Below are 25852 nucleotides of genomic sequence, written 5' to 3'. Positions count from 1 at the left end.
CAACCCCCGGACCCCCGGCCGACCTGGGGGACCCGGAGATTCACGTTAAGGAGAGCTTTCGTGGACGTAGCGGACCTTGGGCTGCCGGTGGACGTTCCCTCGACGGCGCTCTTCACGGATCAGTACGAGCTCACGATGTTGCAGGCCGCGCTGAAGGCCGGTACCGCCGAGCGGCACAGCGTCTTCGAGGTCTTCACCCGGCGGCTGCCGGACGGGCGCCGGTACGGCGTCGTCGCGGGCACCGGGCGGGTCCTGGACGCCGTCGAGAACTTCCGGTTCGACGCGGACGTCCTGCGCTTCCTGGGTGAACGGAACATCGTCGACGCCCAGACCCTGGACTGGCTCGGCTCGTACCGGTTCTCCGGTGACATCTGGGGCTATCCGGAGGGCGAGGTCTACTTCCCGGGCTCGCCGATCATGCGGGTCGAGGGCTCCTTCGCCGAGTGCGTGCTCCTGGAGACCGTGATCCTCTCGATCCTCAACCACGACTCCGCGATCGCCGCGGCCGCCTCCCGGATGGCCTCGGCCGCCGGGGGCCGCCCGCTGATCGAGATGGGCGCCCGCCGCACCCACGAGCTCGCCGCCGTCGCCGCCTCCCGCGCCGCCTACCTCGGCGGCTTCGCCTCCACCTCCGACCTCGCGGCCGGCTTCCGCTACAACATCCCGACCGTCGGCACCTCCGCCCACGCCTTCACCCTCCTGCACGACCACGAGCGCGACGCCTTCCGGGCCCAGGTGAACTCGCTGGGCCGGGGCACCACCCTGCTCGTGGACACCTACGACGTGGCGGAAGCCGTCCGTACGGCCGTGGAGGTGGCCGGACCGGAGCTGGGCGCGGTCCGTATCGACTCGGGCGACCTGCTTCTCGTGGCCCACCGGGTGCGCCAGCAGCTGGACGAGCTGGGCGCCCGGGACACGAAGATCATCGTGACCTCGGACCTCGACGAGTACGCCATCGCCTCGCTCGCGGCGGCTCCCGTGGACGCGTACGGCGTCGGCACGCAGCTGGTGACCGGCTCCGGGCACCCGACCGCCTCGATGGTCTACAAGCTGGTCGCCCGCGCCGAGTCCGCCGACGTGAAGGCGCCGCTGGTGCCGGTCGCGAAGAAGTCCTCCGGCGGCAAGACCTCCATCGGCGGCCGCAAGTGGGCGGCCCGGCGGCTGGACGCGGACGGGATCGCGGAGACCGAGGTGGTCGGCACCGGGGCCGTCCCGGCCGACCTCGTGGACCGGCAGCTCCTCGTCGAACTGGTCAAGAGCGGCGACGTCGTGGCCCGCGAGCCGCTGGACGTCGTACGGGACCGGCACACGGCCGCGCGCGACGGGCTGCCGCTGTCGGCGACCCAGCTGTCGCGCGGGGAACCGGTCATTCCGACGGAGTACGTACACGGGCGCTCGGGTAGCTAATGCTGGTGCGCCCTCCCGCAGCGCCGTCGAAGTCTCTAGGCTCGTAAGTTCACTCTTAGTCGAAGGACACCCACCATGCGCCGCGCCTTGATCGTCGTCGACGTACAGAACGACTTCTGCGAGGGGGGCAGTCTCGCGGTGGCCGGGGGTGCCGATGTGGCCGCCGCCGTCACCGAGCTGATCGGACAGGCCGCCGGCGGCTCCGGCTACCAGCATGTGGTGGCCACCCGCGACCACCACATCGCGCCCGGCGGCCACTTCGCCGACAACCCCGACTACGCCCACTCCTGGCCCGCGCACTGCGTCGCCGGCACCGAGGGCGTCGGCTTCCACCCGAACTTCGCCCCCGCCGTCGCCTCCGGCGCGATCGACGCCGTCTTCGACAAGGGGGCGTACTCGGCGGCCTACAGCGGCTTCGAGGGCGCCGACGAGAACGGCGTCACGCTGGCCGACTGGCTGCGGGCGCGGGAGGTCGTCGAGGTGGACGTGGTCGGCATCGCCACGGACCACTGCGTACGGGCCACCGCGCTGGACGCCGTGCGGGAGGGCTTCCGTACGCAGGTGCTCCTCGACCTCACCGCGGGGGTGGCCGAGGAGACCACCGACCGGGCGCTGGAGGAGCTGCGCCGGGCCGGGGTGGAACTGTCGGGGAAGCCGGTCGTCGCGTAGGCGTCCGGCGTCCGGTGACTAGGCCGGTGCCGCCGGCCTCCTGATCAGGGCCCTGATCGGGTGCCACAGCTCCTGGGGCAGCTCCGGTCCCGGCACCGCCGCGACAGCGTTGTCAGGGGCCGTGCGCCATATCAGGCCGTCCGGATGATGCAGGACGGCCGTCACCTCGTCCGGGGTCGGCGGGGCCGCGTTGCCACGCAGGTAGACCGCCCGCAGGCCCAGGTTGCGCAGCCTGGTCAGGGCTCGTGCGCGGTTGCGGGCGTGGACGAGGACACGGACGCAGCCCGTGCCGTCGGTGGCGGGTCTGGGCAGGTTCAGCGCCACCACCACGCTGCCTGTCGGCAGCTTGCAGAAACCTCCTGCGGCCATGCAGTCACACCCCCGTGTGCACCGGTGTCAATAAGAAAGCCATCAGGACGCACCTAAACACGATCGGCGGCGACCCGCCAGGGGTCACCGCCGATTCGCTTCTGACCTGCGCAAATGCCGACTACTTCACCGCGCGGCCGACCTCGAGCGAGATCGTCGAGCCGTTCAGGGCCTCCTTGACAATCTTGATCTTGGTGTTGGTGTCAGTGAGTTTCACGCCCGCGAACGGGGTCGTCGCGTCGTAGTACGTGCTGGTGTGGTCGTTGAAGACCGACACCCCCTTCGACGACGGGATCCTCTTCGCGACGTCCGCGTTGTGCAGCGTGATGCCGTCCGTGCGGAACAGGCTGAAGGGCGAGTCGTACGCCTGGATGCGGCTGCGCATCGCGGTGCCGTCGGACCACTTCAGCGCCGTCGGGTGCGAGTCGACCGGCAGCAGCAGTCCGACACCGGGGTGCTCGCTGGTGTTGTTGTCCACCTGGGAGGTGTCCCACTTCCAGATCAACAGACCGTTCTGGTACGGGAAGTGCTCCACCCAGCTCGGACGGGTCGTGGAGAAGCCGAAGTTGTACGGGCCGGCCTTCAACGTCCGGTCGTACGACACGTACTGGCGGTTCTCCGCGATGTAGTACTGCGCGAAGTCGTCCGTGACGGTCGCGCCGACACGGGTGAAGCCGCTCGCCGTCCAGGCCGCGTCCGCGGTCTCGGCGTCGTCGGCGAACAGGGCGGCACCGTCGGCCGTCACGGTGATCCGGTCCGCCGCGAAGCCCTTCCCTGCCACGCCGCCGTCGGTCGAGTAGCGGAAGCGCAGGCCGATCTTCTGGCCCGCGTAGGCGTCGAGCGGGAAGGACAGCTTCTTGTACGTCTGCGAGAAACCGGTGAGCGTCGGCTGGCCGCTGGCGTCGCGCGGGAGGGCCGCGCCGTCCGCGGTGCCGTCGATCGCCTTCCAGGTGGTGCCGCCGTCGGTGGAGACCTCGGTGTAGACGAAGTCGAAGCTCGCCTCGGTGGCCCACCAGCCGTCCAGGCTCAGTGTCGCCGCGGACTTGCCGGTGAGGTCGACGGAACGGGTCAGCGTGTTCCTGAGGCCGTTGCCGCTGCCGCTCCACCACTGGGTGGCGCCCTGGGCGGGGGCCACGATCTCGGTGGTGACCGCCTTCTCGGGCAGCTCGACGACCAGCGCCTGCTTGTTCTTGGTGTTGTACTCGGCGACACCGAGCTTGTGCTTCGACCTGGTCGCGGCCTTCGCCACGTCGTAGTCCAGCCAGCCCAGTTGCAGCTTGTCCCAGGCGGTCATGTCACCGGGCAGGTCACCGATGGTGTCCTTGCCGGTGCCGAGCCAGGAACCGGAGGACATCAGGGTCCAGAAACCGGTGGAGTTCTCGCCGCCGCCGGAGGTGTCGTAGTGGTCCGGCAGACCGAGGTCGTGGCCGTACTCGTGGGCGAAGACGCCGAGTCCGCCGTTCTCCGGCTGGATGGTGTAGTCGCCGACCCAGATACCGGTGTCGCCGATCTGGGTGCCGCCGAGCAGGTTGCCCGAAGGTCCGGTGGCGCCGGAGTCGGTGCCGAACGCGTACCAGCGGTGGGCCCAGATGGCGTCCTCGCCCTGGGCGCCGCCGCCCGCGGACTCGTCCTCGCCGGCGTGCACGATCTGGAAGTGGTCGATGTAGCCGTCGGGCTCGTTGAAGTCGCCGTCGCCGTCGAAGTCGTAGCGGTCCCACTGGTCGAACTCGGCGATGTCCGCCTTGATCTCGGCCTCGGTGCGCCCCGCCGCCTTCTGCTGGGCGACCCATGCCGTGACGCCGTCCTGGACCGCGTTCCACGCGCAGGTGTCACAGGAGTTGGAGCCGTAACGGGCCTCGTTGTAGGGGACCTTGACCCAGTCGGTGACCTCGCCCTCGACCGAGTAGCGGCCCGAGGACTGCTTCTCGTAGTAGGTCTTCATCGACGCGGTGCCGTCGCCGAAGTAGAGGTCCTCGAAGTGGGCCTTGTTGTAATCCGGCTGCCAGGCCGTGCTGTTGTCCTGAGCACGGTCCGGCTCGGCTATCTCGTTGTGCGCGGGGCCGGGCGTGCCGCCGTAGCGGGGGTCCGTCTGATCGCCGAACTCGACGAGGATCGTGAAGATCTTGTCGGTCCGCTCGCGGCCCAGCTCGACGTACTTGCTGTCGCCCTTGCGGCTCTTGAGCTCGACGACCTGGGAGCCGTCACGGTTCTTGACCGTGGCGGCGCCGGATATGACCTGCTTCAGCGCCTCTTCGCGCTGCGCCTCCTGGGTCCGGGAGAGCGGGCCGTCGAAGTCGTGCTCCTGTGTGGTCTTCGCCGGCTGCGGATCGGTGCGGTGCGCCGCGGCCGGTGCCGCGGTGGTGTCGGCCTGCGCGACGGCGAAGGTCGAGATGGTCGCCGTCGCGGCGGCCAGTGCGACGGTGGTCGCGGCCGCTCTGAACGTCCAGGGTCTGCTGGGCACCTGAGTCTTCCTCCCCTAGTCAAGTGACGGCATTTGACTAGAGGTTCAGAAGAAAAGACAGACCTTGACTTGAACAGGACAAGTGCATTATGCGGACCCGACGTCCGCTTTACGAACATCTCGAGAACATCCCGAGCCGCCCTCGACCGGCGCTCGCGCGTGTCCACTTCGTGGACGGTATGACTCCGTGCGCCCCCCATGCACCGGTACTGTTGGTTAGGTCACGCTTACCGTTCGTTCCGCTCGGGCATGCACGCGATTAGAGTCATTCGGCGGAACGCCCCAAAACGGCGGAAAGCCAGGCCGACACCCCCGTGGACCCCCACTTCCGAGGACACGATTGCCATGCCTCGTCCGACTGCCGCACAGCTCGCCTACGGTTCGTTCACCGTGATCTTCTCGACGCTCGCCATGCTGCTGCTGTCACAGACGAGTTCGGGTCTGGGGATCGCGGTCATCACCGTCGCGGCGCTCGCCCTCGGGCTGCTCGTCGCCATGACGGTCCCCATCCCCAAGGCCCGCGTGGTCGCGGTGCGCAAGCCCGCCACCGAGACAGCGGAGACGGCACAGACGCCCGTACCGGCGTCGGTCACCGTACTGGCGACCGAGCCGGTGCACGAGCGCGCCGCCTCCTGATGAACCGACGGCCCCCGGTGGTCAGTTGGTGCTGACCACCACCGTCTTCGCCGCCTTGTCGTGCAGGCCCTGCTTGTAGGGCTTGTCGAAGAAGCTCCAGCCGCCCGAGATCGCGGTCCAGACACAGGCGCAGCAGAACGCGAACGGGATCCACAGCACCGCCGAACGCGTCAGCGCGGTCTGCACGGAGGGCGTGGAGCCGTTCTCGAGGTTCGCCACCCGCATCCCGAGCCACTTCTTGCCGAGCGTCTGGCCGGAGCGGCTGATCATGACGGTGTCGTACGCGATGTAGAGCACGGCCGTGATGAGCGACTGCGTGAAGGACTTGCCGTACTCGACCTTGTCGGGGTCCACGTCGTACTCGTTGACGCCGAAGCCCCAGGTGAGCAGCCAGACGACGATCGCGACGAGGATCATGTCGATGATCCGGGCGAGCGTGCGCTTGCCGCTGTCGGCGAGCGGGGGCATGCCGGCGAGCGGGTCGTTCGGGTACGAGCCACCGCCGTACGGGTCACCGCCGCCGTAGGGACTGCCGCCTCCGTACGGCGGGGGCTGACTGCCGTACGGCGGGCCCGCGTCCCCTGACGGCGGGGGCTGACTGCCGTACGGGGAACCCTCGTCGCCCGACGACGGGGGCTGCTTCCTGAACGGGTCGTCTTCCGGCGGCTGCTGGCCGGAGCCGGGGGGCGGTTCGCTGCTCATGGCCCGAGTCGACCGCGATCCCCACGGCTCCGCATCCGGCGAGCGGCCGTCCGGGGTACGGAATCCGGTGGCCCTGGTGCCGTATGGGGCTATCCCGCTACGAACGTATGTGCGGCCTTGTCGTGCCAGCACTGGCGCCACGGCTTGTCGAACAGGCCCCATACGACGCCCACGACACCGATCGCGAGCAGACCGGGGACGCTGTAGACGAGCCAGCGACGCAGGGCCGCGCCGAACGTCGGGGGCTCGCCGCCCTCGATGTCCCGGACCTCCAGTCCGAGCAGCTTCTTGCCGAGGGTGCGGCCCCACTTGGCGGTGGGCAGCGCCTCGTAGAGGACGCCGAAGACGAGGAGGACGGCGAGGACGATGCCGAGGTAGGCGGAGGTCGTGCCGTCCAGGAGCCAGACGGTGACGGTCTCGCCGGAGAGCTTGGCCGCGTCGATCTTCTCGTTGACGTGGTCCAGCGCCCGGGTGCCGAGCGGGACGGCGGCCGCGCCGGTGACGCCGACGAGGACGACGGTGTCCAGCAGCCGGGCGGTCAGCCGCTTGCCGAGCCCCGCGGGGCGGGCGGAGGCCTGGCGCCGGGCGGCGGCCTGGAAGACGTCCTCCACGGGCGGCTTCCAGGGCGCGACGGGCTGGTCCTCGCCGGAGGGGGCGGCGAGACGGTGCACCTGCTGGGCCCAGGAGGCCTGACCGCCACCGGCGCCGCCGGCCATGGGGGTGGACTGCTGGGGGACGGCGGCGGCCGGGGCCTGCGGAGCCGCCTGCTGCGGGCCGGAGGGACCGGCGGAGGCCGCCTGTCCGACGGCGCCCTGGACACCGGCCTGCGCGGGGGCGGCACGGTCGGCGGCTGCCTTGCCCGCGCCGAAGCCGGGGGTGGCCGCGGGCTGGGCACCGAAGCCGCCCGCCGCACCGTCGGACCGTGCGCCGCCCGTGCCTCCGCCCTGCGCCCCACCCTGCTGAGGCGTGCGCGGGGCGAGCGCCCGGAAGGTCATGGTGCCCTCGTCGGCGACCGGGCCACCGGGGGCGGGAACACCGGGAGTCGCGGCACCGGAGGAACCCGCGCCACCGAAGGCGGGGCCCCCGGAAGCACCGGGCCCGGAGGCGGAGGAACCGTGGGCGCTTGCCGCACCCGGACCGCTGAAGGCCGGGCCGCCGGAGGCGCCCGGCGCGGGGCCGCCCGGCGCGGGGCCGACCTGCGGTGTCGCGCCCGGGCCGGAGGGGGCCGCTCCCCCGGGTGTCGGCCTGCGGAAGACGAACGTGTTGCCCGAGGCCGCCCGGTCGGACTCCGCGGGAGGGATCGTCGCCGCGCCGTCGCCGCTCGTCGTGTCCGACGGGACGCGGGGGTCGGTGCCCGCCGCCGAGCCCCAGGAGACCAGGCGGTCCTGATCGCCGCCGAAGCCGGACTGACGGGAGCGGTCGGCGCCCCAGGCGGACGCGGGTTCGGGACGGCTGCCGTGCTGGGCGTCGGACGGGTGGGACGCGGGCGGCGGGTCCTCGTCGAAGAAGTGCGGGCCCGTCTCCTCCACCGGCGCGGGGGCCTGAGGCGCTGGGGCCTCGCCGTCCGACGGGGCCGGCCGGCTCGTGCCCGGTACCCAGGCGGCACCGTTCCAGAACCGGACATATCCAGGAATGGACGGGTCCGGGTAATACCCTTCGCGGGGCCTGTCGTCACCGGGGGCCGGGGTTGGGGCGCTCATGTCCGTCGTCCCGTATCTGCTCGGGGGTGAATATGGGGGGCTCCACATCTATCAGACCGGCTGCGCCCCCACCGCCAGTCCCACCGGACCCACCCCTTTTGGGCAACGTCATGAACCCCCGGGAAAAAGTTTTCCGAACCCGCGTAATGGTTCCGGCCGCACCGCCTCTCTCCACTCGTACGAGAGAAAACGAGAGGGGAACACGCGACATGCACACCGTGGTAGAGCGCGAGCTGGAGCTCAAACTCATTCTGTCGCCCGAGCGCAGTATCCCGGTCCCGGCCCGGCTCAGCTATCGCTCCGACGACCCGTACGCCGTCCACGTCGCCTTCCACATCGGCTCCGACCACCCGGTGCACTGGACGTTCGGCCGCGAGCTCCTGGTGGAGGGGGTGTTCCGGCCGTGCGGGCACGGGGACGTGCGGGTGTGGCCGACGAAGGTGGACGGCCGCAGTGTCGTCCTGATGGCGCTGAGCTCGCCCGACGGGGACGCCCTGCTGGAGGCGCCCGCGGCCCAGGTGTCGGCCTGGCTGGAGCGGACGCTGCGGGTGGTGCCCCCGGGGTCTGAGGGCGAGCAGCTCGGTCTCGACGAGGCCCTGGCGGACCTGCTCGCCCCGACACCCGCCGACGACCTGTGGCTGCGCGACCCGTGGCCGAGCGACGAGTCGAAGGACGGGGAGTGATCGCGCGCGGACGTCAGAAGAGCTTGCCCGGGTTCAGGATCCCCAACGGGTCGAAGACCTGCTTGATCTGCCGCTGCATCTCCACGCCCACCGGGCCGATCTCGCGCGCCAGCCACTCCTTCTTCAGTACGCCCACGCCGTGCTCGCCGGTGATCGTGCCGCCGAGTTCGAGGCCGAGGGCCATGATCTCGTCGAAGGACTCGCGGGCGCGCCGGGACTCGTCGGGGTCGGCCGCGTCGAAGCAGACGGTGGGGTGGGTGTTGCCGTCGCCGGCGTGCGCGACGACGCCGATGGTGAGCTGGTACTTCTCGGCGATCCGCTCGGTCCCTTCGAGCATCGCGCCGAGCCGGGAGCGGGGCACGCACACGTCGTCGATCATCGTGGTGCCCTTGACGGCTTCGAGGGCGGTGAGCGACAGGCGGCGGGCCTGGAGGAGGAGTTCGGACTCGGCGACGTCGTCGGCGGGCACGACCTGCGTGGCGCCGGCCGCCTCGCACAGCGCGCCGAGGGCGGCGAGGTCGGCGGCCGGGTCGGTGGTGTCGAAGGCGGCGAGCAGCAGGGCCTCGGTGGTCTCCGGGAGTCCCATGTGGGCGAGGTCGTTGACGGCCTTGACCGTCGTACGGTCCATCAGTTCGAGCAGGGACGGCACATGCCCGCCCTCCATGATCCGGCACACCGCGTCGCAGGCGGCGGCGCCGGACGCGAACTCGGCGGCCAGCACCAGCTGCTCGGGCGGCTGCGGACGCAGGGCCAGGGTCGCGCCGACGACGATGCCGAGGGAGCCTTCCGAGCCGACGAACAGGCGGGTCAGGTCGTATCCGGCGACGCCCTTCGCGGTCCGCCGGCCGGTGGACATCAGGCGGCCGTCCGCCAGGACCACGTCCAGGCCGAGGACGTACTCCGCCGTCACCCCGTACTTCACGCAGCACAGCCCGCCGGAGGCGGTGCCGATGTTGCCGCCGATGGTGCACATCTCCCAGCTGGAGGGGTCCGGCGGGTAGTAGAGGCCGTGCTCGTTGACCGCGCGGGAGAGGGTGGCGTTGATGACGCCGGGCTCGACCACCGCGATGCGGTCGACGGGGTTGATCTCGAGGATGCGGTCCATCTTCGTCAGGGACAGCACGATGCAGCCGTCGGTGGCGTTGGCGCCGCCGGACAGGCCCGTGCGGGCGCCCTGCGGGACGACGGGGACGCGCAGTTCGGTGGCGGTGCGCATGACGTGCCGCACCTGCTCGACCGTGCGCGGCAGGACGACCACGGCGGGGGCGCCGGCCGGGCAGAAGCTGGCCATGTCGTTGGCGTAGGAGGCCGTGACGTCCGGGTCGGTCAGGACGGCCTCGGCGGGCAGACCGCTCAGGAGACGGTCGGCCAGGTTCCCTGTCTGTTCGTCGCGAGGCGCTTCGATACGGCTCATGATCACAGCGTCGCACCTGGGTCCATCGGTGTGAACCCCGTCTGCGGCAACCGTCGCCTGGCCGGGTGTGCTCGTCGTATGGACGCACAGTGATCGCCATGGAGAACCATGAGGAGGCGGCCCCCCGGCGTTCGCGCGTCGCAGGGCGGGCGGTGATCGCGGCCGTCACCGGGTGTCTGGTGCTCGGCGGGACGCTGATGGTGCTGCCCTCGCGGCCGCCGGGCCCGAAGGCGCCCGCGCCGCCCGCGCCGGGGGCGCAGGCCCGGGCGGCGGTCACCACGGGGGTGGCGGCCGCGCTGCCGGACCTCGCGGCGCTGATCGGTGAGCGGGAGACGCATCTGCGGCGGCATCCGCGGGACGCCGAGTCATGGGCGGTGCTCGGGGCGGCTTATGTCGAGCAGGGGCGGCGGACGGCGGAACCGGCGTACTACCCGAAGGCGGACAACGCGTTGCGTACGTCACTGAGGGTGCGGGCCGAGGGGAACGCCGAGGCGCTCGGCGGGCTCGCCGTGCTGGCGAACGCGCGGCGGGACTTCCGGGCCGCGAAGAAGTGGGGCGAGGCCGCGCTGAAGCTGGATCCGAAGCGCTGGACGACGTATCCGCCGCTGCTCGACGCCTACACCGGCCTCGGCGACTGGAAGGCGACGGAGCGGACTCTCGAGCGGCTCCAGGGGCTGCGCGGCGGGCCGGCCGTGATGGCGCGGGCCGGGGCCGTGTACCGGGACCGGGGCCGGCGCGAGGACGCGATGGCGCAGCTCTCCGACGCGGCGGCGGGCGCCGAGGCCCCCGCGGAACGGGCCGCGTATCTGGAGCGGGTGGGGCAGCTGGCCTGGGAGCGCGGTGACCGTGAGCCGGCGCTGCGGCACTTCCAGGAGGCGGTGCGCATCGACCCCGACCAGCGGGCCGCGCAGGCCGGGCAGGGTCGGGTGCTGGCGGCGCTGGGGCGGACCTCGGAGGCGCTGAGCGCGTACCGGATGGCGCTGGCCAAGCAGCCGCATCCGCAGTACGCCCTGGAACTGGGCGAGTTGTACGAGTCGCTGGGGCTGCGGCAGGCGGCCCAGGTCCAGTACGACCTGTTGCGGGCGCGGGTGCGCGGTGCCGCGGCGGGTGGGGCCGACGAGGAGTTGGTGCTCGGGGTGTTCGAGGCGGACCACGGGGATCCGCAGGCGGCCGTACGGCGGTTGCGGGCGGAGTGGCGGCGCCAGCCCGGGATCGCGGTGGCCGACGCGCTGGGGTGGGCGCTGCACCGGGCCGGTCAGGACGAGGAGGCGCTGCGGTACGCGGTGCGGGCGACGGACACGGTGCACGGGGGCGGGGTGCGCAGTGCGCTGCACGCGTATCACCGGGGCATGATCGAGCGGAACTTGGAGAAGTACGGGCCGGCCCGGCGGCATCTCCAGGAGGCGTTGCGGATCAACCCGTACTTCTCGCCGCTGCTGGTGCGGACGGCTCGGGAGGCGTTGACGGCGTTGGGTGAGCCGTCGGTCGAGGAGCTGCCGGTGATGGACGCGAAGGCGGAGACGGACACGGAGACGGAGTCGGAGTCCTAGACCGCGGCGGTGCCGATCAGTGCGTTGCGCGTGACCAGCGCCGCCAGTTCGTCCTCCCCGAGCCCGTCGGTTGCCTCGGGCCTGCGGGGCAGCACCATGTAGCGCGACTCGGCGCTGGAGTCCCACACCGTGATGTCCGTGGAGTCGGGCAGTTCGAGTCCGAACTCCCGCAGCACCTGGCGGGGTTCACGGACCACGCGGGAGCGGTAGGCCTCGGACTTGTACCAGCTCGGGGACGGGCCGAGGAGGCGCAGCGGGTAGCAGGAGCAGAGGGTGCAGACGATGACGTTGTGGGTCGTCGCCGTGTTCTCGACGACGCGCAGCCGCTGGTAGGAGCCGTCCATGTAACCCAACTCCCGCACGGCGGCGGTCCCGTCGGCCAGCAACCGCGCCTTGTACGCCTCGTCGCTCCAGGCGCGGGCCACGACCTTCGCCCCGTTCGCCGGTGACGACGCGGCGAGGAAGGCGTCGATCGCCTCGTCCACCTTCTCGCCGGTGATCACGCCCTTCTCCTCCAGCAGGGTCTCCAGCCGGCGGACCCGGCGGGCGATCGTCGCGTCGGCGTGGTGGTCACCGCTCATCGGCACGGTCCTCCTCCAGATAGCTTTCCCACAGATCCAGTACGACGTGATGGTCGCCCTCGCCCCACAGGTCACGGGCCTCGAAGCGGACCGCGTAGATCTGCTCGACCGGCGCGTCCCCGCGCCCCTGTGCGCTGATGTCGGGGAGTTCGTCGGGGCCCTCCGGCTCGACGATCACGCCCCGCTTGCCGCGCGCGTACCGGGGCAGCCGGGTGTGGTGCGGCGGGTCGTGCGGGAAGGTGCGCACCCGGGTGCCGGGCGGGAAACGGTCAGTCATCCAGCTCACCCGGCCCGATCACGCCCTTGCGTTCCAGGAGCGCGCAGATCGCGGTGAACCAGCGTTCGTAGTACGACGCCGCCAGGTACTCCGCGGGCGGCATCGACTCGATCGCGTCGCGGAACTCGTTGGTGTTGAAGAGCCCTTGACCGCGCAGGGTGTTGAAGAGGCCGACGACCCGCGCCTCCCAGTCCGCGTGGAAGGGCTCGGTGTCGTCGGTGGTGTCGATGGGGCCGAAGCCCTGGGTGCCGCCGACGTCGTTGATCCTGGCCATGCGGCCAGCGTACGTTCGCCTTACTGCTTCGGCTTGTAGTAGAGGGAGAACCTGCGTTCCCCGGCCGCCCCGGAGGCGAGGCCCAGATACAGCCGCGTGCCGCCCTTGCGGCGGACGGCGACGCCCTCGGGCTCGCGGTAGGTGAGGGAGCGGCCGGCCTCGGTGCGCAGCCGCTGGACCAGCTCGCCGGTGGTGATGTCGACGCTGGAGAGGTAGGCGTTGCCGTGCTCGGCGGGCGGGTTGGTCTCGGCGTCGTAGGCCGTCCCGGCGAGCTGGTAGATGTGGCCGTGGTGCAGGGCGTAGCCCTGGAAGGGGATCGTCTTGTCGGGGTGCGCGGCGGGCTGGGCGATGTCGGCGACGGGGTGGTCGTACTCGCGGGCGACGAAGGCGTCGAGGTCCCAGATCCGGTAGCGCGGCTTGCCCTTGACGCGGTAGCGGACGGCGATGCGCTTCGAGGCCATGCAGACCGAGGGCTGGTTGTTGGTGGACCCCGGTATCGGCTTGCGTATCTTGACGTCCTCGCCGGTGCGGGTGGCGCCGTTCTTGAACTGGAAGCGGGTGACGCCCTGGCCGTAGCCGCCCTTGGCGTCGGCCTCGGTCCAGATCCAGACCTTGCCGTCGGCGGCGTTGTGCACACCCATGCTGACGCCGTGCCCGAAGCCCTGGAGGTTCATGCTGCCGAGCAGCTTGCCGTCGTGGTCGAGCTTGTTGAGGCACAGGTTGCCCGCGCCGATGCCACCGCGGCGCACCTGGAGGACGTACAGGTGCTGGTGCACCTCGTCGAAGGCGAAGGACTGCAGGACCGTGCCCTCCTTGAGGGCCTTCTCCTTCAGCCAGCGGGTCGCCGGTACGTCGAGGTCGATGCGGTCGGTCACGGTCGGTGTCCCCAGGGTCCTGCGGACGCCCCGATGACGTCCACAGGACCAGAGAGTGTCAACTCCCGTTCACTGGTTTCAAGGTTCTGCGAAAGCGCTTGTGGATTTACCTGGCATTCACAGGTTTCCGCGCCGCTCCTGCTCCCGCTCGATCGCCTCGAAGAGGGCCTTGAAGTTGCCCTTGCCGAAGCCCATCGAGCCGTGCCGCTCGATGAGTTCGAAGAACACGGTCGGCTTGTCCTGGACCGGCTTGGTGAAGATCTGGAGCAGGTAGCCGTCCTCGTCGCGGTCGGCGAGGATCTTCAGTTCGCGCAGGGTGTCGACGGGCACGCGGGTGTCGCCGACCCACTCGCCGAGGGTGTCGTAGTAGGAGTCCGGGGTGTCGAGGAACTGGACTCCGGCCGCCCGCATGGTCCGCACGGTCTCGACGATGTCGTTGGTGTTGAGCGCGATGTGCTGGACGCCCGCGCCGCCGTAGAACTCCAGGTACTCGTCGATCTGGGACTTCTTCCTGGCGATGGCGGGCTCGTTGATCGGGAACTTGACCTTGAGCGTGCCGTCCGCGACGACCTTCGACATCAGCGCGCTGTACTCGGTGGCGATGTCGTCGCCCACGAACTCCTTCATGTTCGTGAAGCCCATGACCTTGTTGTAGAAGCCGACCCACTCGTTCATCCGGCCGAGCTCGACGTTGCCGACGCAGTGGTCGATGGCCTGGAAGGTGCGGTGGGCGGGCGGCTGGACGAGCGGGGCCGCCGCGGTGTAGCCGGGGAGGTAGGGGCCGTCGTAGCCGGAGCGTTCGACGAGGGTGTGGCGGGTCTCGCCGTACGTGGCGATCGCGGCGAGTACGACGGTGCCGTGCTCGTCCTTCAGCTCGTACGGCTCGGCGACCGAGCGGGCGCCGTGCTCCAGCGCGTAGGCGTACGCGGCGCGGGCGTCCGGGACCTCGATGGCGAGGTCGATCACGCCGTCGCCGTGCTCGGCCACGTGCTGGGCGAGGAAGTGGCCCCAGGTGGTGGCGGGCTTGATCACCGAGGTGAGCACGAAGCGGGCGGAGCCGTTCTCCAGGACGTAGCTCGCGGTCTCGCGGCTGCCGTTCTCCGGTCCGGAGTAGGCGACCAGCTTCATGCCGAAGGCGGTGGAGTAGTAGTGCGCCGCCTGCTTGGCGTTGCCCACGGCGAAGACGACCGCGTCCATTCCCTTGACCGGGAAGGGATCGGCCTGCCGGGCGGTGTCGGGAGTGTGGTGAGTGGTCTGCGTCATAGCGGCAGCCTTCTCCGTGGTGGCAAGGTGCGCAATAGTTTGCGTTTCTGGTGTGCAATATGACCAGTGCCGGGTCTGTCTCGGCGGGCTCTCTGTACAGGATGACCACCGGGAAGGGCGGCGCTCGTGGGGATCGACGGGCTGGACGGGCGGATCATCGTGCTGCTGGCGCGGGAGCCGCGGATCGGGGTGCTGGAGATGTCCCGGCGGCTGGGGGTGGCGCGCGGGACCGTGCAGGCGCGTCTGGACCGGCTTCAGTCGAATGGCGTCATCCGGGGATTCGGGCCGCAGGTGGATCCGGCCGCGCTCGGCTATCCGGTGACCGCGTTCGCCACGCTGGAGATCCGGCAGGGGCAAGGGGCGGACGTACGGGCGCACTTGGCGGGCGTGCCGGAGGTCCTGGAGCTGCACACCACGACCGGGAGCGGGGACATGCTGTGCCGTCTCGTGGCCAGGTCGAACGCCGATCTCCAGCGGGTGATCGACCTGGTTGTCGGTTTTGATGGCATTGTCCGGGCCGCCACGGCGATCGTCATGGAGAACCCCGTTCCGCTGCGGATCATCCCGCTGGTGGAGCAGGCGGCCGAGGACCGGGAGAGGACCTAGCTGCCATGGGGTGACCGCGTGACGTTCTGGGAGTACCTGGGCAACCGCCATCAGCAGCTGCTCACGGATGCCTACCAGCACGCGAGCGCCGTCTTCCAGTGCATGGTCGTGGCGACGGTGATCGGGGTCCTGATCGGTGTGGTCACCTATCGCAGCGACTGGGCCGGCAACCTCGCCACGACGGCCACCTCGACCCTCCTGACCATCCCGTCGCTGGCCATGATCGGTCTGCTCATCCCGATGGTCGGCCTGGGTGTGCCGCCCACGGTGATCGCGCTGACCCTGTACGGCCTGCTGCCGATCGTGCGCAACGCGATCGTCGGCCTGCGCGGCGTCGACCCGTCGCTGGTGGACGCGGCGAAGGGCATCGGGATGTCCCGGCTGACGCGGCTCGTGCGGGTCGAGCTGCCGCTGGCCTGGCCGCCGATCCTGACCGGCATCCGGGTCTCCACGCAGATGCTGATGGGCATCGCCGCCATCGCCGCCTACGCCTCCGGGCCCGGCCTCGGCAACGAGATCTTCCGCGGCATCGCCTCCCTGGGCAGCAAGAACGCCCTCAACCAGGTGCTCGCGGGCACGCTCGGGATCATCGTCCTGGCCCTGCTGTTCGACGCCGCGTACGTCCTGATCGGACGGCTGACCATTCCCAGGGGGATCCGTGCCTGAAGCCTCCGGCGCCTCCATCGAACTGGAGAACCTGACCAAGAGGTATCCCGGCAGTCCGCAGCCTGCCGTCGACAACGTCACCATGGAGATCAAGGCGGGCGAGATCGTCATCTTCGTCGGCCCCTCCGGCTGCGGTAAGTCGACCACTCTCAAGATGATCAACCGGCTGATCGAGCCGACCGGCGGCCGGATCCGCATCGGCGGCGAGGACGTCACCGACATCGATCCGGTGAAGCTGCGCCGCAAGGTGGGCTACGCGATCCAGTCGGCCGGTCTGTTCCCGCACATGACGGTCGCGCAGAACATCGCGCTGGTGCCGAAGATGGTCGGCTGGGGCAAGACCCGGATCAAGGACCGTATCGAGCAGCTCCTGGACCTGGTGGGGCTCGACCCCGGCGAGTTCCACGGCCGCTATCCCCGTCAGCTCTCCGGCGGTCAGCAGCAACGCGTGGGCGTCGCACGGGCGTTGGCGGCGGACCCGCCCGTCCTGCTGATGGACGAGCCGTTCGGCGCGGTCGACCCGATCACCCGTGACCATCTCCAGGACGAGCTGATCAGACTCCAGCACGAGCTGCACAAGACGATCGTCTTCGTCACGCACGACTTCGACGAGGCGATCAAACTCGGCGACCGGATCGCCGTACTGCGCGAACGCTCGCACATCGCGCAGTTCGACACCCCGGAGGCGATCCTCACCAACCCGGCGGACGACTTCGTGTCCGGGTTCGTCGGGGCCGGGGCGGCTCTCAAGCGGCTCAACCTCACCCGCGTACGGGACGTGGAGATCACCGACTATCCGACGGTCACCGTCGACGACCCGCTCCAGGACATCTTCAACCGGCTCCGGGACAGCGGTACGAACGAGATCCTGCTGCTCGACAAGCGGGGGCGCCCCTACAAGTGGCTCAGGCGCGGGGACCTGATGCGGGCGAAGGGCTCGCTGGCCCGGGCCGGGACGCTGGTGCACGACACGGTGACCCGGGACGCGACCGTGCGGGACGCCCTCGAAGCCGTGCTCACCGACAACGCGGGACGGGTCGCGGTCACCGGGCGGCGCGGTGAGTACACCGGCGTCGTGGACATGGAGACGCTCATGAACTCCGTGCACGAGCTGCTGGAGGCCGACCGTCTGGACGCCGTGGAACACCAGCACCAGCTGGAGGAGGCACGCGCCCGCCAGACGCACGCCGAGCAGGAGGGCGACGGAGGGGAGAAGAAGGCGTGAGCATCCCCGAGCTGGAGGAGGACGCGCCCGCGGAGCGGGAGGCGCCGCCGCCGGTCACCGCCCGGCGGCGGGTCACCTGGCAGAAGCTGACCTTTCTGCCCGCCGTGCTGGTGGCGGTGCTGCTGGCGACCTGGCTGTGGTTCCAGCAGGCGGACCTGGACCCGATCTCTGAGAACGCCCTGTCGAACGGGCAGGTCTCCAAGGCCCTTTGGCAGCAGGTGCAGCTGACGGTGGTCTCGACGTTCTTCGTGCTGGTCATCGCGATCCCGCTGGGCATTCTGCTGACCCGCAGGATGTTCCGCCCGGCGACCCCGGTGGCGATGGCGTTCGCCAACATGGGGCAGGCGACACCGGCGATCGGTCTGCTGGCCCTGCTGGTGATCTGGCTGGGCACGGGGATGAAGGCGGCACTGATCGGCATGATCATCTATGCCGCGCTGCCCGTGCTCGCGAACACCGTCGCGGGCCTGAAGGCCAACGATCCGACGCTGCTGGAGGCGGCGCGGGGCATCGGCATGTCCCCGCTGGGGGTGCTCGCCCGCGTCGAAATGCCGTTGGCTGTCCCGCTGATCCTGGCGGGCGTCCGGACGGCGCTGGTGCTGAACGTCGGGACGGCGACACTGGCGACCTTCGGCGGCGGCGGAGGTCTGGGCGTCCTGATCACGACCGGCATCACCACCCAGCGCATGCCGGTGCTGATGCTGGGCTCGATCCTCACGGTCTCCCTCGCCCTGCTGGTGGACTGGCTGGCGACCCTTGCCGAACTGCTCCTGAGACCACGGGGGTTGGAGGTGGGGTCGTGAAGCGCGCGGGTGTTCTTGCGACGGCGGGTGTACTGGTCCTGGCCTCCGCCTGCGGCCTCACCAGCGGCTCACCGATGGTCGACGACGTCGAGCCCGGTTCCATCGGCAGGGGTCTGCCCCTCGAGGGCGCCGACCTCACCGTCACGTCCAAGGAGTTCACCGAGCAGCTGATCCTCGGCGCGATCATGGGGATCGCGTTCCAGGCGGCCGGGGCGGATGTCCTGGACCGGACGGGCATCCAGGGTTCGATCGGGGCCCGGGAGGCGGTCAAGTCCGGTGACGCGGACGGGATGTACGAGTACACGGGCACCGCCTGGATCACGTACCAGGGCAACAGCGAGCCCATCGACGACCCGCGGGAGCAGTGGGAGGCGGTACGGAAGGCCGACCTGAGCAACGGGTTGACGTGGCTGGCGCCGGCGTCCCTCAACAACACGTACGCGCTCGCGATGAACCGGGCCAACTTCAAGAAGTACGGCACGAAGACGCTGTCGGACGTGGCGGCGCTGTCGAAGTCGGACCCCGGGGCCGTGACCCTGTGTGTGGAGGGCGAGTTCGCCAACCGCGCGGACGGGCTGCGGGGTATGGAGAAGGCGTACGGGATGAGCGTCCCGGCGAAGAACATCACCCAGATGGACACCGGGATCATCTACACCCAGGTGAAGAAGGGCAGTTGCACCTACGGCGAGGTCTTCACCACCGACGGCCGCATCAAGTCCATGAACCTCGTGGTGATGGCCGACGACAGGAAGTTCTTCCCCAACTACAACGCGGCGCCCGCGATCAACTCGGAGACGCTGAAGAAGTGGCCGGCGATCGCGGAGGTCCTCGACCCGGTCACGAGGAAGCTGGACAACACGGTCGCGCGGGAGCTGAACGCCAAGGTGGACGTGGACGGGCAGGATCCGCACCAGGTCGCGCTGGACTGGATGGAGAAGGAGGGGTTCGTGAAGGAGAAGTAGGGCAGCCGGGCAGGCCCTAGCAGCTCGGGACGGAGCCCTTCCCCGTCTCCAGCGCCACCAGCGCGCTGACCGCGCCCTTCAGCGTGGTCACCGGAACGAGCCGCAGCCCCTTCGGCAGCTCCGCCTCCGCGTCCGAGCACTCGTCCTCGGGGACCAGGAACACCGTCGCCCCGTCCCGCTTCGCGGCCTGCGTCTTCAGGGGCACGCCCCCGACCGCGCCCACCGTGCCGTCCGCGTCGATCGTGCCGGTCCCGGCGATGGTGCGGCCGCCGGTGAGGTCGCCGCCGCTGCCGTCGCCGTCCAGCTTGTCGACGATGCCCAGGGAGAACAGCAGGCCCGCGCTGGGGCCGCCGACGTCCGCCAGCTTCAGCGAGACCTTGATGTCGTCGTCCTTCAGGTCCAGGTAGTTCAGCGCCGCCCGCGTCGCCGCGTCCTGGGACTCCTTCATCTGCGCGGTGTTGTGCCGCTCGATCTCCTTGGTGGACTGCCCGCTCGGATAGACCGAGTCGCGCGGCATGACCGCCCGGTCCGTGTCGAACCACGCGTCGAGCACATCGCCGAGCGAGACCCGGGTGTCCGGATTCGTCGCCTCGATGGTCGTCATCCGGAGCTGTCCGCTGGTGTCCCGGGTCGGCGCGCCCGAGATCGTGATCACCGGGGTGCCCTTGTTCTCGCCGAGGACGTTCGCCGTCATACCGGGCTGTGCCAGCGAGAACGGCAGCGGTGCGAAGACCGCCGTGGCGAGCAGTGCCACGACGGGCAGGGCACAGACGGCTACGGCCTGGGGGCGTGTGAGGCGAGAGAGCACGGGATCAATCTAACGCGACGACCACTTCCGGCCGGGTCCCGGGACCGCGCTCGCCGTGAGCGCGGCACACCGCGTGACGGAGCTGTTCCCCGACGGGCGGGTCCTGCACGCGGTGCTGCGTGCCCTCGCCGTCGGCCGGCAGCCCGCGCCCCGTGGCCGCCCTGCGCGACACCGTGCACCGGCTGACCGAGGGACGCCGCCTGCTGCTGGTCCTGGACGACTCGGTCGACGCCGACCAGCCGGCAGCCGGAATGCGATCCTCCCCGCGGCGGGCGAAGCTCCGCAGCGCCTCCGTCAGCGACTCGACGCCCATGCCGACCGCGACGAGAACACCCGTGCCGGGGGTGGCGCCCATGCCGACCGCGACGCTGAAACCCATGCCGAGGTGGCGCCCACGCCGAGCGGCGTGAGCCGGCCCACCCCCATCGTCCGCGCCGCCCTCATGGCCGGCGGAACCGGCGAACGGTCAGCGCAATGCCTCCGCGACCTCCTTCGCCGCGTCCACGACCCGTGGCCCCACGCGTTCCGGCACCGCGTCGGCCAGCATCACGACTCCGACGCTGCCCTCGACGCCCGTGACGCCGAGCAGTGGTGCGGCGGCGCCGCTCGCGCCCGCCTCCAGCTCCCCGTGCGTCAGGGTGTACCCGGGGTCCCGGAGCGGCTGGGTGCGGGCGGAGAGGATCGCTCGGCCCGCGGCCCCGCGGTCCAGTGGGTGACGGAATCCGGCCCGGTACGCCACGTGGTAGTCCGTCCACGTCGGCTCGACCACGGCGACGGCGAGCGCCTCCGCCCCGTCGACCAGGGTGAGATGGGCGGTGGCTCCTATGTCCTCGGCCAGGGAGCGCAGGGCCGGCAGTGCCGCCTCGCGCACGAGTGGGTGCACCTGACGGCCAAGGCGCAGCACCCCGAGCCCGACCCGGGCACGTCCGCCCAGGTCACGGCGGACGAGGGCATGTTGTTCCAGCGTGGCGAGCAACCGGTACACCACGGTCCGGTTGACGCCCAGTTTGTTGGATAGCTCGGTGACGGTCAGCCCGTGGTCCGTATCGGCCAGCAGCTTGAGGACACGTAGTCCTCGGTCGAGCGTCTGAGAGGTCTCCGCGGTCACGACGCCCACTCCTCCAGTGGTGAGGTCGGCGGCCCTGTCGCGGGAATGCGTCAACGAGTCCCGTCGGTGACGCGCTTCAGAGGCCGCCGATCGGCCGGCGGCCCGGAGCGGTTTCCGGACCGCGTCGCTTCACGGCTGCGCTCCGCGGCGGCGCTGCCACGGGGCGTGTGCGTAGCGGGACTGTAGCGATGCCGGTTCGCTGAGCGGAAGGCTCCGTCCAGAATCCGGGCAGTGGCTGGTACGGAGGATTCCGGTTTGTCCTGATACGTACAGCGCGCGGTGGCCGAAGCACGCCCCGCCGTGCCCGATGTGTGCCCCCGACGTGCCCGGGGTCACCCCACCGGGCCCGGGGTCACTTCATCCGGGTCGCCCACTCCTGCACCTTGGCGATGCGCTGCCGCAGCTGTCCGGCCGTCGCCTCGGCGCTCGGCGGTCCCCCGCACACCCGCCGCAGCTCGGTGTGGATGACGCCGTGCGGCTTGCCGCTCTGGTGGACGTACGCGCTGACCATGGTGTTGAGCTGCTTGCGGAGCTCCATCATCTCCTTGTGCGAGACGACGGGCCGGCGCTCGGCGGGCAGTTCGAGGAGGTCCGCCTCGGAGTCCGGCTTCTTGCGGCTGTGCGCGATCTGCCGGGCCTGCCGCTTCTGGAGCAGCAGCTGCACCTGGTCGGGTTCGAGGAGACCGGGGATACCGAGGTAGTCCTGCTCCTCCTCGCTGCCGGGGTGGGCCTGCATGCCGAACTCGGCGCCGTCGTACAGCACCCGGTCGAAGACGGCCTCGGACTCCAGCGCCTCGAAGGAGAACTGCTCCTGCTCGCCGGTGTCCTCGTCCTGCTCCTTGTTCGCCTCCTCCATCTCCTTCTCGGACTCGGCGTACGGGTCCTCCTCGCCCTCCTTCTTCGGCTTGTCGAGGGCGTGGTCCCGTTCCACCTCCATCTCGTTGGCGAAGGTGAGCAGGTCGGGGACGGTCGGCAGGAAGACGGAGGCGGTCTCGCCGCGGCGCCGGGAACGCACGAAGCGGCCGACGGCCTGGGCGAAGAAGAGAGGTGTGGAGATGGTGGTGGCGTAGACGCCCACCGCCAGCCGCGGGACGTCGACGCCTTCGGACACCATGCGGACGGCGACCATCCAGCGGTCGTTGCTCGCGCTGAAGTCGTCGATGCGCTTGGACGCGGCGGCTTCGTCGGAGAGCACGAGGGTCGCCTTGCTCCCCGTGATCTCACGGATCAGCTTGGCGTAGGCGCGGGCGGAGTCCTGGTCGGAGGCGATGACGAGGGCACCGGCGTCCGGGATGGCCTTGCGGACCTCGGTGAGCCGCTGGTCGGCGGCGCGCAGCACGCTCGGCATCCACTCGCCGCGCGGATCCAGCGCAGTACGCCAGGCCTGGCTGATCGCGTCCTTGGTCATGGGCTCGCCGAGCCGGGCGGCGATCTCGTCGCCCGCCTTGGTGCGCCAGCGCATGTTGCCGCTGTAGCTCAGGAAGATGACCGGCCGGACGACATGGTCGGCGAGCGCGTTGCCGTAGCCGTAGGTGTAGTCGGCGGCGGACCGTCGGATGCCGGCGTTGTCCTCCTCGTAGGTCACGAAGGGGATGGGGTTGGTGTCGGACCGGAAGGGCGTGCCGGTGAGCGCGAGCCGGCGGGTGGCCGGCTCGAAGGCCTCCAGGCAGGCCTCGCCCCAGGACTTGGAGTCACCGGCGTGGTGGATCTCGTCGAGGATGACGAGCGTCTTGCGCTGCTCGACGCGGTTGCGGTGCAGCATGGGGCGCACGCCGACACCGGCGTACGTCACGGCGACCCCGTGGTAGTCCTTGCCGAGCGGGCCCGCGCTGTACTCCGGGTCCAGCTTGATCCCTATCCGCGCGGCCGCTTCCGCCCACTGCTTCTTCAGGTGCTCGGTCGGCGCGACCACGGTCACCTGCTGCACGACGTGGTGGTGCAGCAGCCAGGAGGCGAGGGTCAGCGCGAAGGTGGTCTTGCCGGCGCCGGGGGTGGCGACGGCGAGGAAGTCGCGCGGCTGCTCCTGGACGTACTTCTCCATCGCACCCTGCTGCCAGGCGCGCAGCTTGCTGGCGGTGCCCCAGGGGGCGCGGCCGGGGAAGGCGGGAGAGAGGTGGTGGGAGGAGGCGGCGGTGGTAGTCACGGTCTCCGTAAAAGGGTCGAGCGGCTCGGCTGGCGGTGCGGACGGGTCGGCTACGTATGACAACCGGGCCACCCTACCGGCGGCCCGGCGGGGTCAACGTGCGGACAGGCCCGGGTCCCCCGTGGGTGGGACCGAGGTCACACAGGCACCCCGCGCGCCGTCACCGGCCGTCGTCCTCCAGCAGACCCGACGTGGCCACCAGGTACCCGAGCTGGGCCCTGCTCCCGCTGCCCAGTCGTAAGGACACCTTCCTGATGTGCTCCGCCACGCTTCGGCGGCTCATGCCGAGGCGGCGGGCGATGGAGTCGTCGGTCTCGCCGGCGACGACCGCGCGCAGGATCGTCTGCTGGAGGTCGGAGACGACGGCGGGGTTGCGGCGTTCGGCGGGGTCCGCCGGGTGCACGGGGGTGGAGCGTTCCCAGGTCTGCTCGAAGACGCGGGCCAGGAAGCGGACCAGGGCGGGGTCCCGGATCTGCAGGGCGCCGTCCGCGCTGTCCCGCGACAGCGCCACGAAGGCGACCGAGCGGTCACAGACGATCAGCCGTTCGACGACCTCGGCCAGGGTGCGCACCTCGGCCCCCGCCTCGGTGACCCGCTCGATGTACGCCATGGTCGGCCGGTGCGCGTGCACGGTGTGCTGGTACAGGGTGCGCTGGCGGACCCCGCGCCGCAGCGCCCGCAGATCCCGGCCGAGCGCCTCGCGCAGCGTCGCCTCCGCGCGGCCGCCGCCCGGCTGGGCGGTGAGCAGCTCGTGCCGGCAGTCCCCCACCGCCGCCTCCAGGGCCGCGCTGATCACCGCCTTCTCGGTCAGCCGGACCAGGGCGGGCAGGGCCGAGCGCTGCTCGCGCGCGTACAGCGACTCGAAGGCGGTGAGCCGTGCGGACGCCGACCGCAGGGCCCGGCGCTGCTCGGCCAGCCGGTCCTCCATCGTGGACAGCACGGCGAACCGCGCGGCGTCCGGCGCCACCGGCAGACACCAGCCGGGCAGGTCCGCGTCGGCGACGACGAGTCCGAGCTCCGTCAGACAGCGCGGCACCTCGTCGCCCGGCACCCGTCCCTCGCGCAGCGCGGTGCCGTACACCTCCAGCGCTCGCGGGCAAGGGCGGGTCGGCCGCGTTTCATGGCAATCACACGTGCGTGGGTCGAAATGATCACGCTTCACAAGTGTGCAGATTACATTCGTGCGCCCTCGTCCCCCGGGTCGAACTCCGCACCACCTGACTAGTGTTCGACAGATTCTGTTCGACGGGTTCCGCCCCTGGGGCCACCCTGCCCGCACCTCGCCCTGTTGCCGTCCGCGAAGGAAGTCGAGAATGCCGGAACCCGTCACGGCCTCGGTGCGCGAACGCCGGTATCGCGTCCTGGTCGCGGGCTACGCCCTGTCGTCGTACGGCAGTTATCTCAACGTCGTCGCGCTCAATCTGTACGTCTACGCCGTCACCGACCGCGCGCTCGCCGTCGGCGCCTTCATGGCCGTACGCCTCGCCGCGGGGATCGTCGCGGGGCTGCTGGCCGCGCCGATCCTGGCCCGGTGGTCGGCGCGGTCCGTCATGTTCTGGGTGAACGTGGTGCAGGCGGCGGTGCTGGCGGTCCTGGTGGCGGCGCCCGACACGCTGCGTACCCCGGTGCTGTTCGTGGTCTCGGCGGTGGGCGGGATCACCGGCACGGTCTTCCTGGTCGCGCTGCGCAGCTCGGTCATCCCGGAGATGGTGGCCGAGGAGCGCCGCACCTGGGCCAACTCGCTGATGGTGAGCGGGCGTTCGCTGGCGATGGTGGCCGGGTTCGCGTCGGCCGGCGTGGTCGTCTCCCTGCTCGGCTACACGGCGGCCTTCCTGCTGGACATGGCCACCTTCCTGGTGTGCGCGGTCGCGGTGGCCCAACTGCCCGTCACCCGGCGGCAGAAGAGCGACGCCGAGGAGGAGGCGGAGGACGCGGCGGAGACGGCGAGTGCGGCCGGGGCCGGGAAGAAGCGCCGCCGGCTGCCCGCCGCGGTCGTGGTCCTGGCCGGCGCGCCCGTGCTCGGCCTGATGGTGCTGCTGCGGGGCGTCGACGCGCTCGGCTCGTCCTCCCACAACGCGGCGCTGCCCGTGTACTCGACGGAACTGGACACCGACAGCCCGGCCACGTTCGTCAGCGTGTTCTGGTGTGTGTGGGCGTTCGGCAACATCGTGGCCCAGCAGGTGATCCAGCGACTGCCGCGGCGCTCGGAACAGGCCCTGGGGGCCCTGGGCTTCGGGCTCGGCACCATCGTGATGTCCGGCGCCTTCATCCTCGCCTTCGCCGGGCTGCCCTGGACCGCGACCGTGCTGATCGCGCTGGTCGCGGGCGCCGCCGACGGGCTGACCGAGGTGTCCTACACCCAGCATCTGCAAGCCCTGCCGGAGCGCCTGCGCACCCCGGCCTTCGGGCTGTCGGCGACCGTGGAGAGCTTCGGCTTCGGCGCCGGGATGATCGCGGTCGGCGCCGCGCTCGACGTGTTCTCGCCGCTGTCGGTCGTCGCGGTCGCACACGGTGTGGCCATCGTGATCGCCGTGCTCTTCGTGGCCCTGGTGCTGCGCCGCCGTTCGACGGCGCCGGCCGACACCGAGGCGGAGGGCAAGGGCACGGGGGCGGAGGCACGCGCGGAGGTGTGAAGCGGACCCGGACGCCGAACCGCTGAGGTCGAACCAT

General features: G+C 70.8%; 26 protein-coding genes. 11 read left to right on the top strand and 15 right to left on the bottom strand.

What is annotated here, in order from left to right:
• Positions 1-60: 60 nt before the first annotated feature.
• Together QF037_RS28820 and QF037_RS28815 are read left to right on the top strand one after the other, a co-directional pair.
• Entirely contained in the window at positions 61-1407 is a 1347-nt protein-coding gene (locus QF037_RS28820; protein ID WP_307030086.1) for a nicotinate phosphoribosyltransferase, read from the top strand.
• A 75-nt stretch (positions 1408-1482) separates the two neighbouring features.
• Positions 1483-2076, top strand: a complete 594-nt coding sequence (locus QF037_RS28815; RefSeq protein ID WP_307030084.1) for an isochorismatase family protein — start codon at positions 1483-1485, stop codon at positions 2074-2076.
• A gap of 18 nt (positions 2077-2094) precedes the next feature.
• Here QF037_RS28815 and QF037_RS28810 read toward each other — a convergent pair whose 3' ends face one another.
• Together QF037_RS28810 and QF037_RS28805 are read right to left on the bottom strand one after the other, a co-directional pair.
• Entirely contained in the window at positions 2095-2445 is a 351-nt protein-coding gene (locus tag QF037_RS28810; RefSeq protein WP_307030082.1) for a hypothetical protein, read from the bottom strand.
• Positions 2446-2566: 121 nt separating this feature from the next.
• Positions 2567-4906 (bottom strand): immune inhibitor A domain-containing protein, encoded by a 2340-nt coding sequence (locus QF037_RS28805; protein WP_307030080.1) that lies wholly within the window; start codon positions 4904-4906, stop codon positions 2567-2569.
• Between the two features lie 345 nt (positions 4907-5251).
• Between QF037_RS28805 and QF037_RS28800 the strand changes: the two genes are divergently transcribed.
• Positions 5252-5542 carry a hypothetical protein gene (locus QF037_RS28800; RefSeq protein WP_307030078.1) on the top strand — a complete coding sequence of 97 codons (291 nt, stop codon included), beginning with the start codon at positions 5252-5254 and terminating at the stop codon, positions 5540-5542.
• Positions 5543-5563: 21 nt separating this feature from the next.
• On the opposite strand, the gene QF037_RS28795 is transcribed toward QF037_RS28800, so the two are convergent.
• Positions 5564-6244: an RDD family protein gene (locus tag QF037_RS28795; protein WP_307030076.1), complete on the bottom strand. Its 681-nt coding sequence runs from the start codon at positions 6242-6244 to the stop codon at positions 5564-5566.
• A gap of 89 nt (positions 6245-6333) precedes the next feature.
• Positions 6334-7944, bottom strand: a complete 1611-nt coding sequence (locus QF037_RS28790) for an RDD family protein (RefSeq protein ID WP_307030074.1) — start codon at positions 7942-7944, stop codon at positions 6334-6336.
• Between the two features lie 209 nt (positions 7945-8153).
• On the opposite strand from QF037_RS28790, the gene QF037_RS28785 reads away from it, so the two are divergent.
• Positions 8154-8627, top strand: a complete 474-nt coding sequence (locus QF037_RS28785; RefSeq protein ID WP_307030072.1) for an SsgA family sporulation/cell division regulator — start codon at positions 8154-8156, stop codon at positions 8625-8627.
• Positions 8628-8640: 13 nt separating this feature from the next.
• Here QF037_RS28785 and QF037_RS28780 read toward each other — a convergent pair whose 3' ends face one another.
• Positions 8641-10047 (bottom strand): FAD-binding oxidoreductase, encoded by a 1407-nt coding sequence (locus tag QF037_RS28780; protein ID WP_307030070.1) that lies wholly within the window; start codon positions 10045-10047, stop codon positions 8641-8643.
• A gap of 92 nt (positions 10048-10139) precedes the next feature.
• On the opposite strand from QF037_RS28780, the gene QF037_RS28775 reads away from it, so the two are divergent.
• Positions 10140-11591, top strand: coding sequence for a tetratricopeptide repeat protein (locus QF037_RS28775; RefSeq protein WP_307030068.1), 1452 nt, complete (start codon positions 10140-10142; stop codon positions 11589-11591).
• On the opposite strand, the gene nthA is transcribed toward QF037_RS28775, so the two are convergent.
• The 5 genes from nthA to hppD form a co-directional block, all read right to left on the bottom strand.
• A complete protein-coding gene (gene nthA, locus QF037_RS28770; RefSeq protein WP_307030066.1) occupies positions 11588-12172 on the bottom strand; it encodes a nitrile hydratase subunit alpha in 585 nt (194 codons plus the stop codon). The two genes, QF037_RS28775 and nthA, sit on opposite strands and share 4 nt — an antisense overlap.
• Positions 12162-12449, bottom strand: a complete 288-nt coding sequence (locus QF037_RS28765) for an SH3-like domain-containing protein (RefSeq protein ID WP_266891786.1) — start codon at positions 12447-12449, stop codon at positions 12162-12164. The genes nthA and QF037_RS28765 overlap by 11 nt, the downstream gene beginning before the upstream one ends.
• Entirely contained in the window at positions 12442-12723 is a 282-nt protein-coding gene (locus QF037_RS28760; protein WP_307030063.1) for an SH3-like domain-containing protein, read from the bottom strand. Before QF037_RS28760 ends, QF037_RS28765 begins: the two co-directional genes overlap by 8 nt.
• A gap of 20 nt (positions 12724-12743) precedes the next feature.
• Positions 12744-13598, bottom strand: coding sequence for a phage baseplate protein (locus QF037_RS28755; protein WP_307030061.1), 855 nt, complete (start codon positions 13596-13598; stop codon positions 12744-12746).
• Between the two features lie 117 nt (positions 13599-13715).
• Entirely contained in the window at positions 13716-14861 is a 1146-nt protein-coding gene (gene hppD / locus QF037_RS28750) for a 4-hydroxyphenylpyruvate dioxygenase (RefSeq protein ID WP_307030059.1), read from the bottom strand.
• A gap of 126 nt (positions 14862-14987) precedes the next feature.
• Here hppD and QF037_RS28745 point away from each other — a divergent pair, with 126 nt between their 5' ends.
• The 5 genes from QF037_RS28745 (at position 14988) to QF037_RS28725 (ending at position 19123) form a co-directional block, all read left to right on the top strand.
• Positions 14988-15467 carry an Lrp/AsnC family transcriptional regulator gene (locus tag QF037_RS28745; protein ID WP_307030057.1) on the top strand — a complete coding sequence of 160 codons (480 nt, stop codon included), beginning with the start codon at positions 14988-14990 and terminating at the stop codon, positions 15465-15467.
• An 18-nt stretch (positions 15468-15485) separates the two neighbouring features.
• Positions 15486-16133 (top strand): ABC transporter permease, encoded by a 648-nt coding sequence (locus tag QF037_RS28740; protein ID WP_307030055.1) that lies wholly within the window; start codon positions 15486-15488, stop codon positions 16131-16133.
• The gene (locus QF037_RS28735; protein WP_307030054.1) at positions 16126-17358 is read left to right on the top strand and encodes a betaine/proline/choline family ABC transporter ATP-binding protein; all 1233 of its coding nucleotides are present in this window, start codon (positions 16126-16128) and stop codon (positions 17356-17358) included. The genes QF037_RS28740 and QF037_RS28735 overlap by 8 nt, the downstream gene beginning before the upstream one ends.
• Positions 17359-17360: 2 nt before the next feature.
• Complete coding sequence (locus QF037_RS28730) at positions 17361-18161, top strand: ABC transporter permease (RefSeq protein ID WP_373463974.1); 801 nt, start codon at positions 17361-17363, stop codon at positions 18159-18161.
• Between the two features lie 74 nt (positions 18162-18235).
• Positions 18236-19123, top strand: a complete 888-nt coding sequence (locus tag QF037_RS28725; RefSeq protein ID WP_307037412.1) for a glycine betaine ABC transporter substrate-binding protein — start codon at positions 18236-18238, stop codon at positions 19121-19123.
• 16 nt (positions 19124-19139) lie between these two features.
• Here QF037_RS28725 and QF037_RS28720 read toward each other — a convergent pair whose 3' ends face one another.
• The 5 genes from QF037_RS28720 to QF037_RS28700 form a co-directional block, all read right to left on the bottom strand.
• Positions 19140-19931 (bottom strand): YlbL family protein, encoded by a 792-nt coding sequence (locus QF037_RS28720; RefSeq protein ID WP_307030052.1) that lies wholly within the window; start codon positions 19929-19931, stop codon positions 19140-19142.
• A 4-nt stretch (positions 19932-19935) separates the two neighbouring features.
• Positions 19936-20310, bottom strand: a complete 375-nt coding sequence (locus tag QF037_RS28715) for a hypothetical protein (protein WP_307030049.1) — start codon at positions 20308-20310, stop codon at positions 19936-19938.
• A gap of 87 nt (positions 20311-20397) precedes the next feature.
• Positions 20398-21039 (bottom strand): IclR family transcriptional regulator, encoded by a 642-nt coding sequence (locus QF037_RS28710; RefSeq protein ID WP_046259016.1) that lies wholly within the window; start codon positions 21037-21039, stop codon positions 20398-20400.
• Between the two features lie 352 nt (positions 21040-21391).
• Positions 21392-23182, bottom strand: a complete 1791-nt coding sequence (locus QF037_RS28705) for a DEAD/DEAH box helicase (protein WP_307030046.1) — start codon at positions 23180-23182, stop codon at positions 21392-21394.
• A 160-nt stretch (positions 23183-23342) separates the two neighbouring features.
• A complete protein-coding gene (locus QF037_RS28700; protein ID WP_307030044.1) occupies positions 23343-24263 on the bottom strand; it encodes a LuxR C-terminal-related transcriptional regulator in 921 nt (306 codons plus the stop codon).
• A 232-nt stretch (positions 24264-24495) separates the two neighbouring features.
• On the opposite strand from QF037_RS28700, the gene QF037_RS28695 reads away from it, so the two are divergent.
• Positions 24496-25815: an MFS transporter gene (locus QF037_RS28695; RefSeq protein WP_307030042.1), complete on the top strand. Its 1320-nt coding sequence runs from the start codon at positions 24496-24498 to the stop codon at positions 25813-25815.
• Positions 25816-25852 lie beyond the last annotated feature (37 nt).

This window comes from Streptomyces canus (assembly GCF_030815415.1).
GTDB lineage: Bacteria > Actinomycetota > Actinomycetes > Streptomycetales > Streptomycetaceae > Streptomyces > Streptomyces canus_F.
The sequence above is the reverse complement of the archived record's forward strand: the minus strand, read 5'-3'. Positions and strand labels throughout refer to the sequence as shown.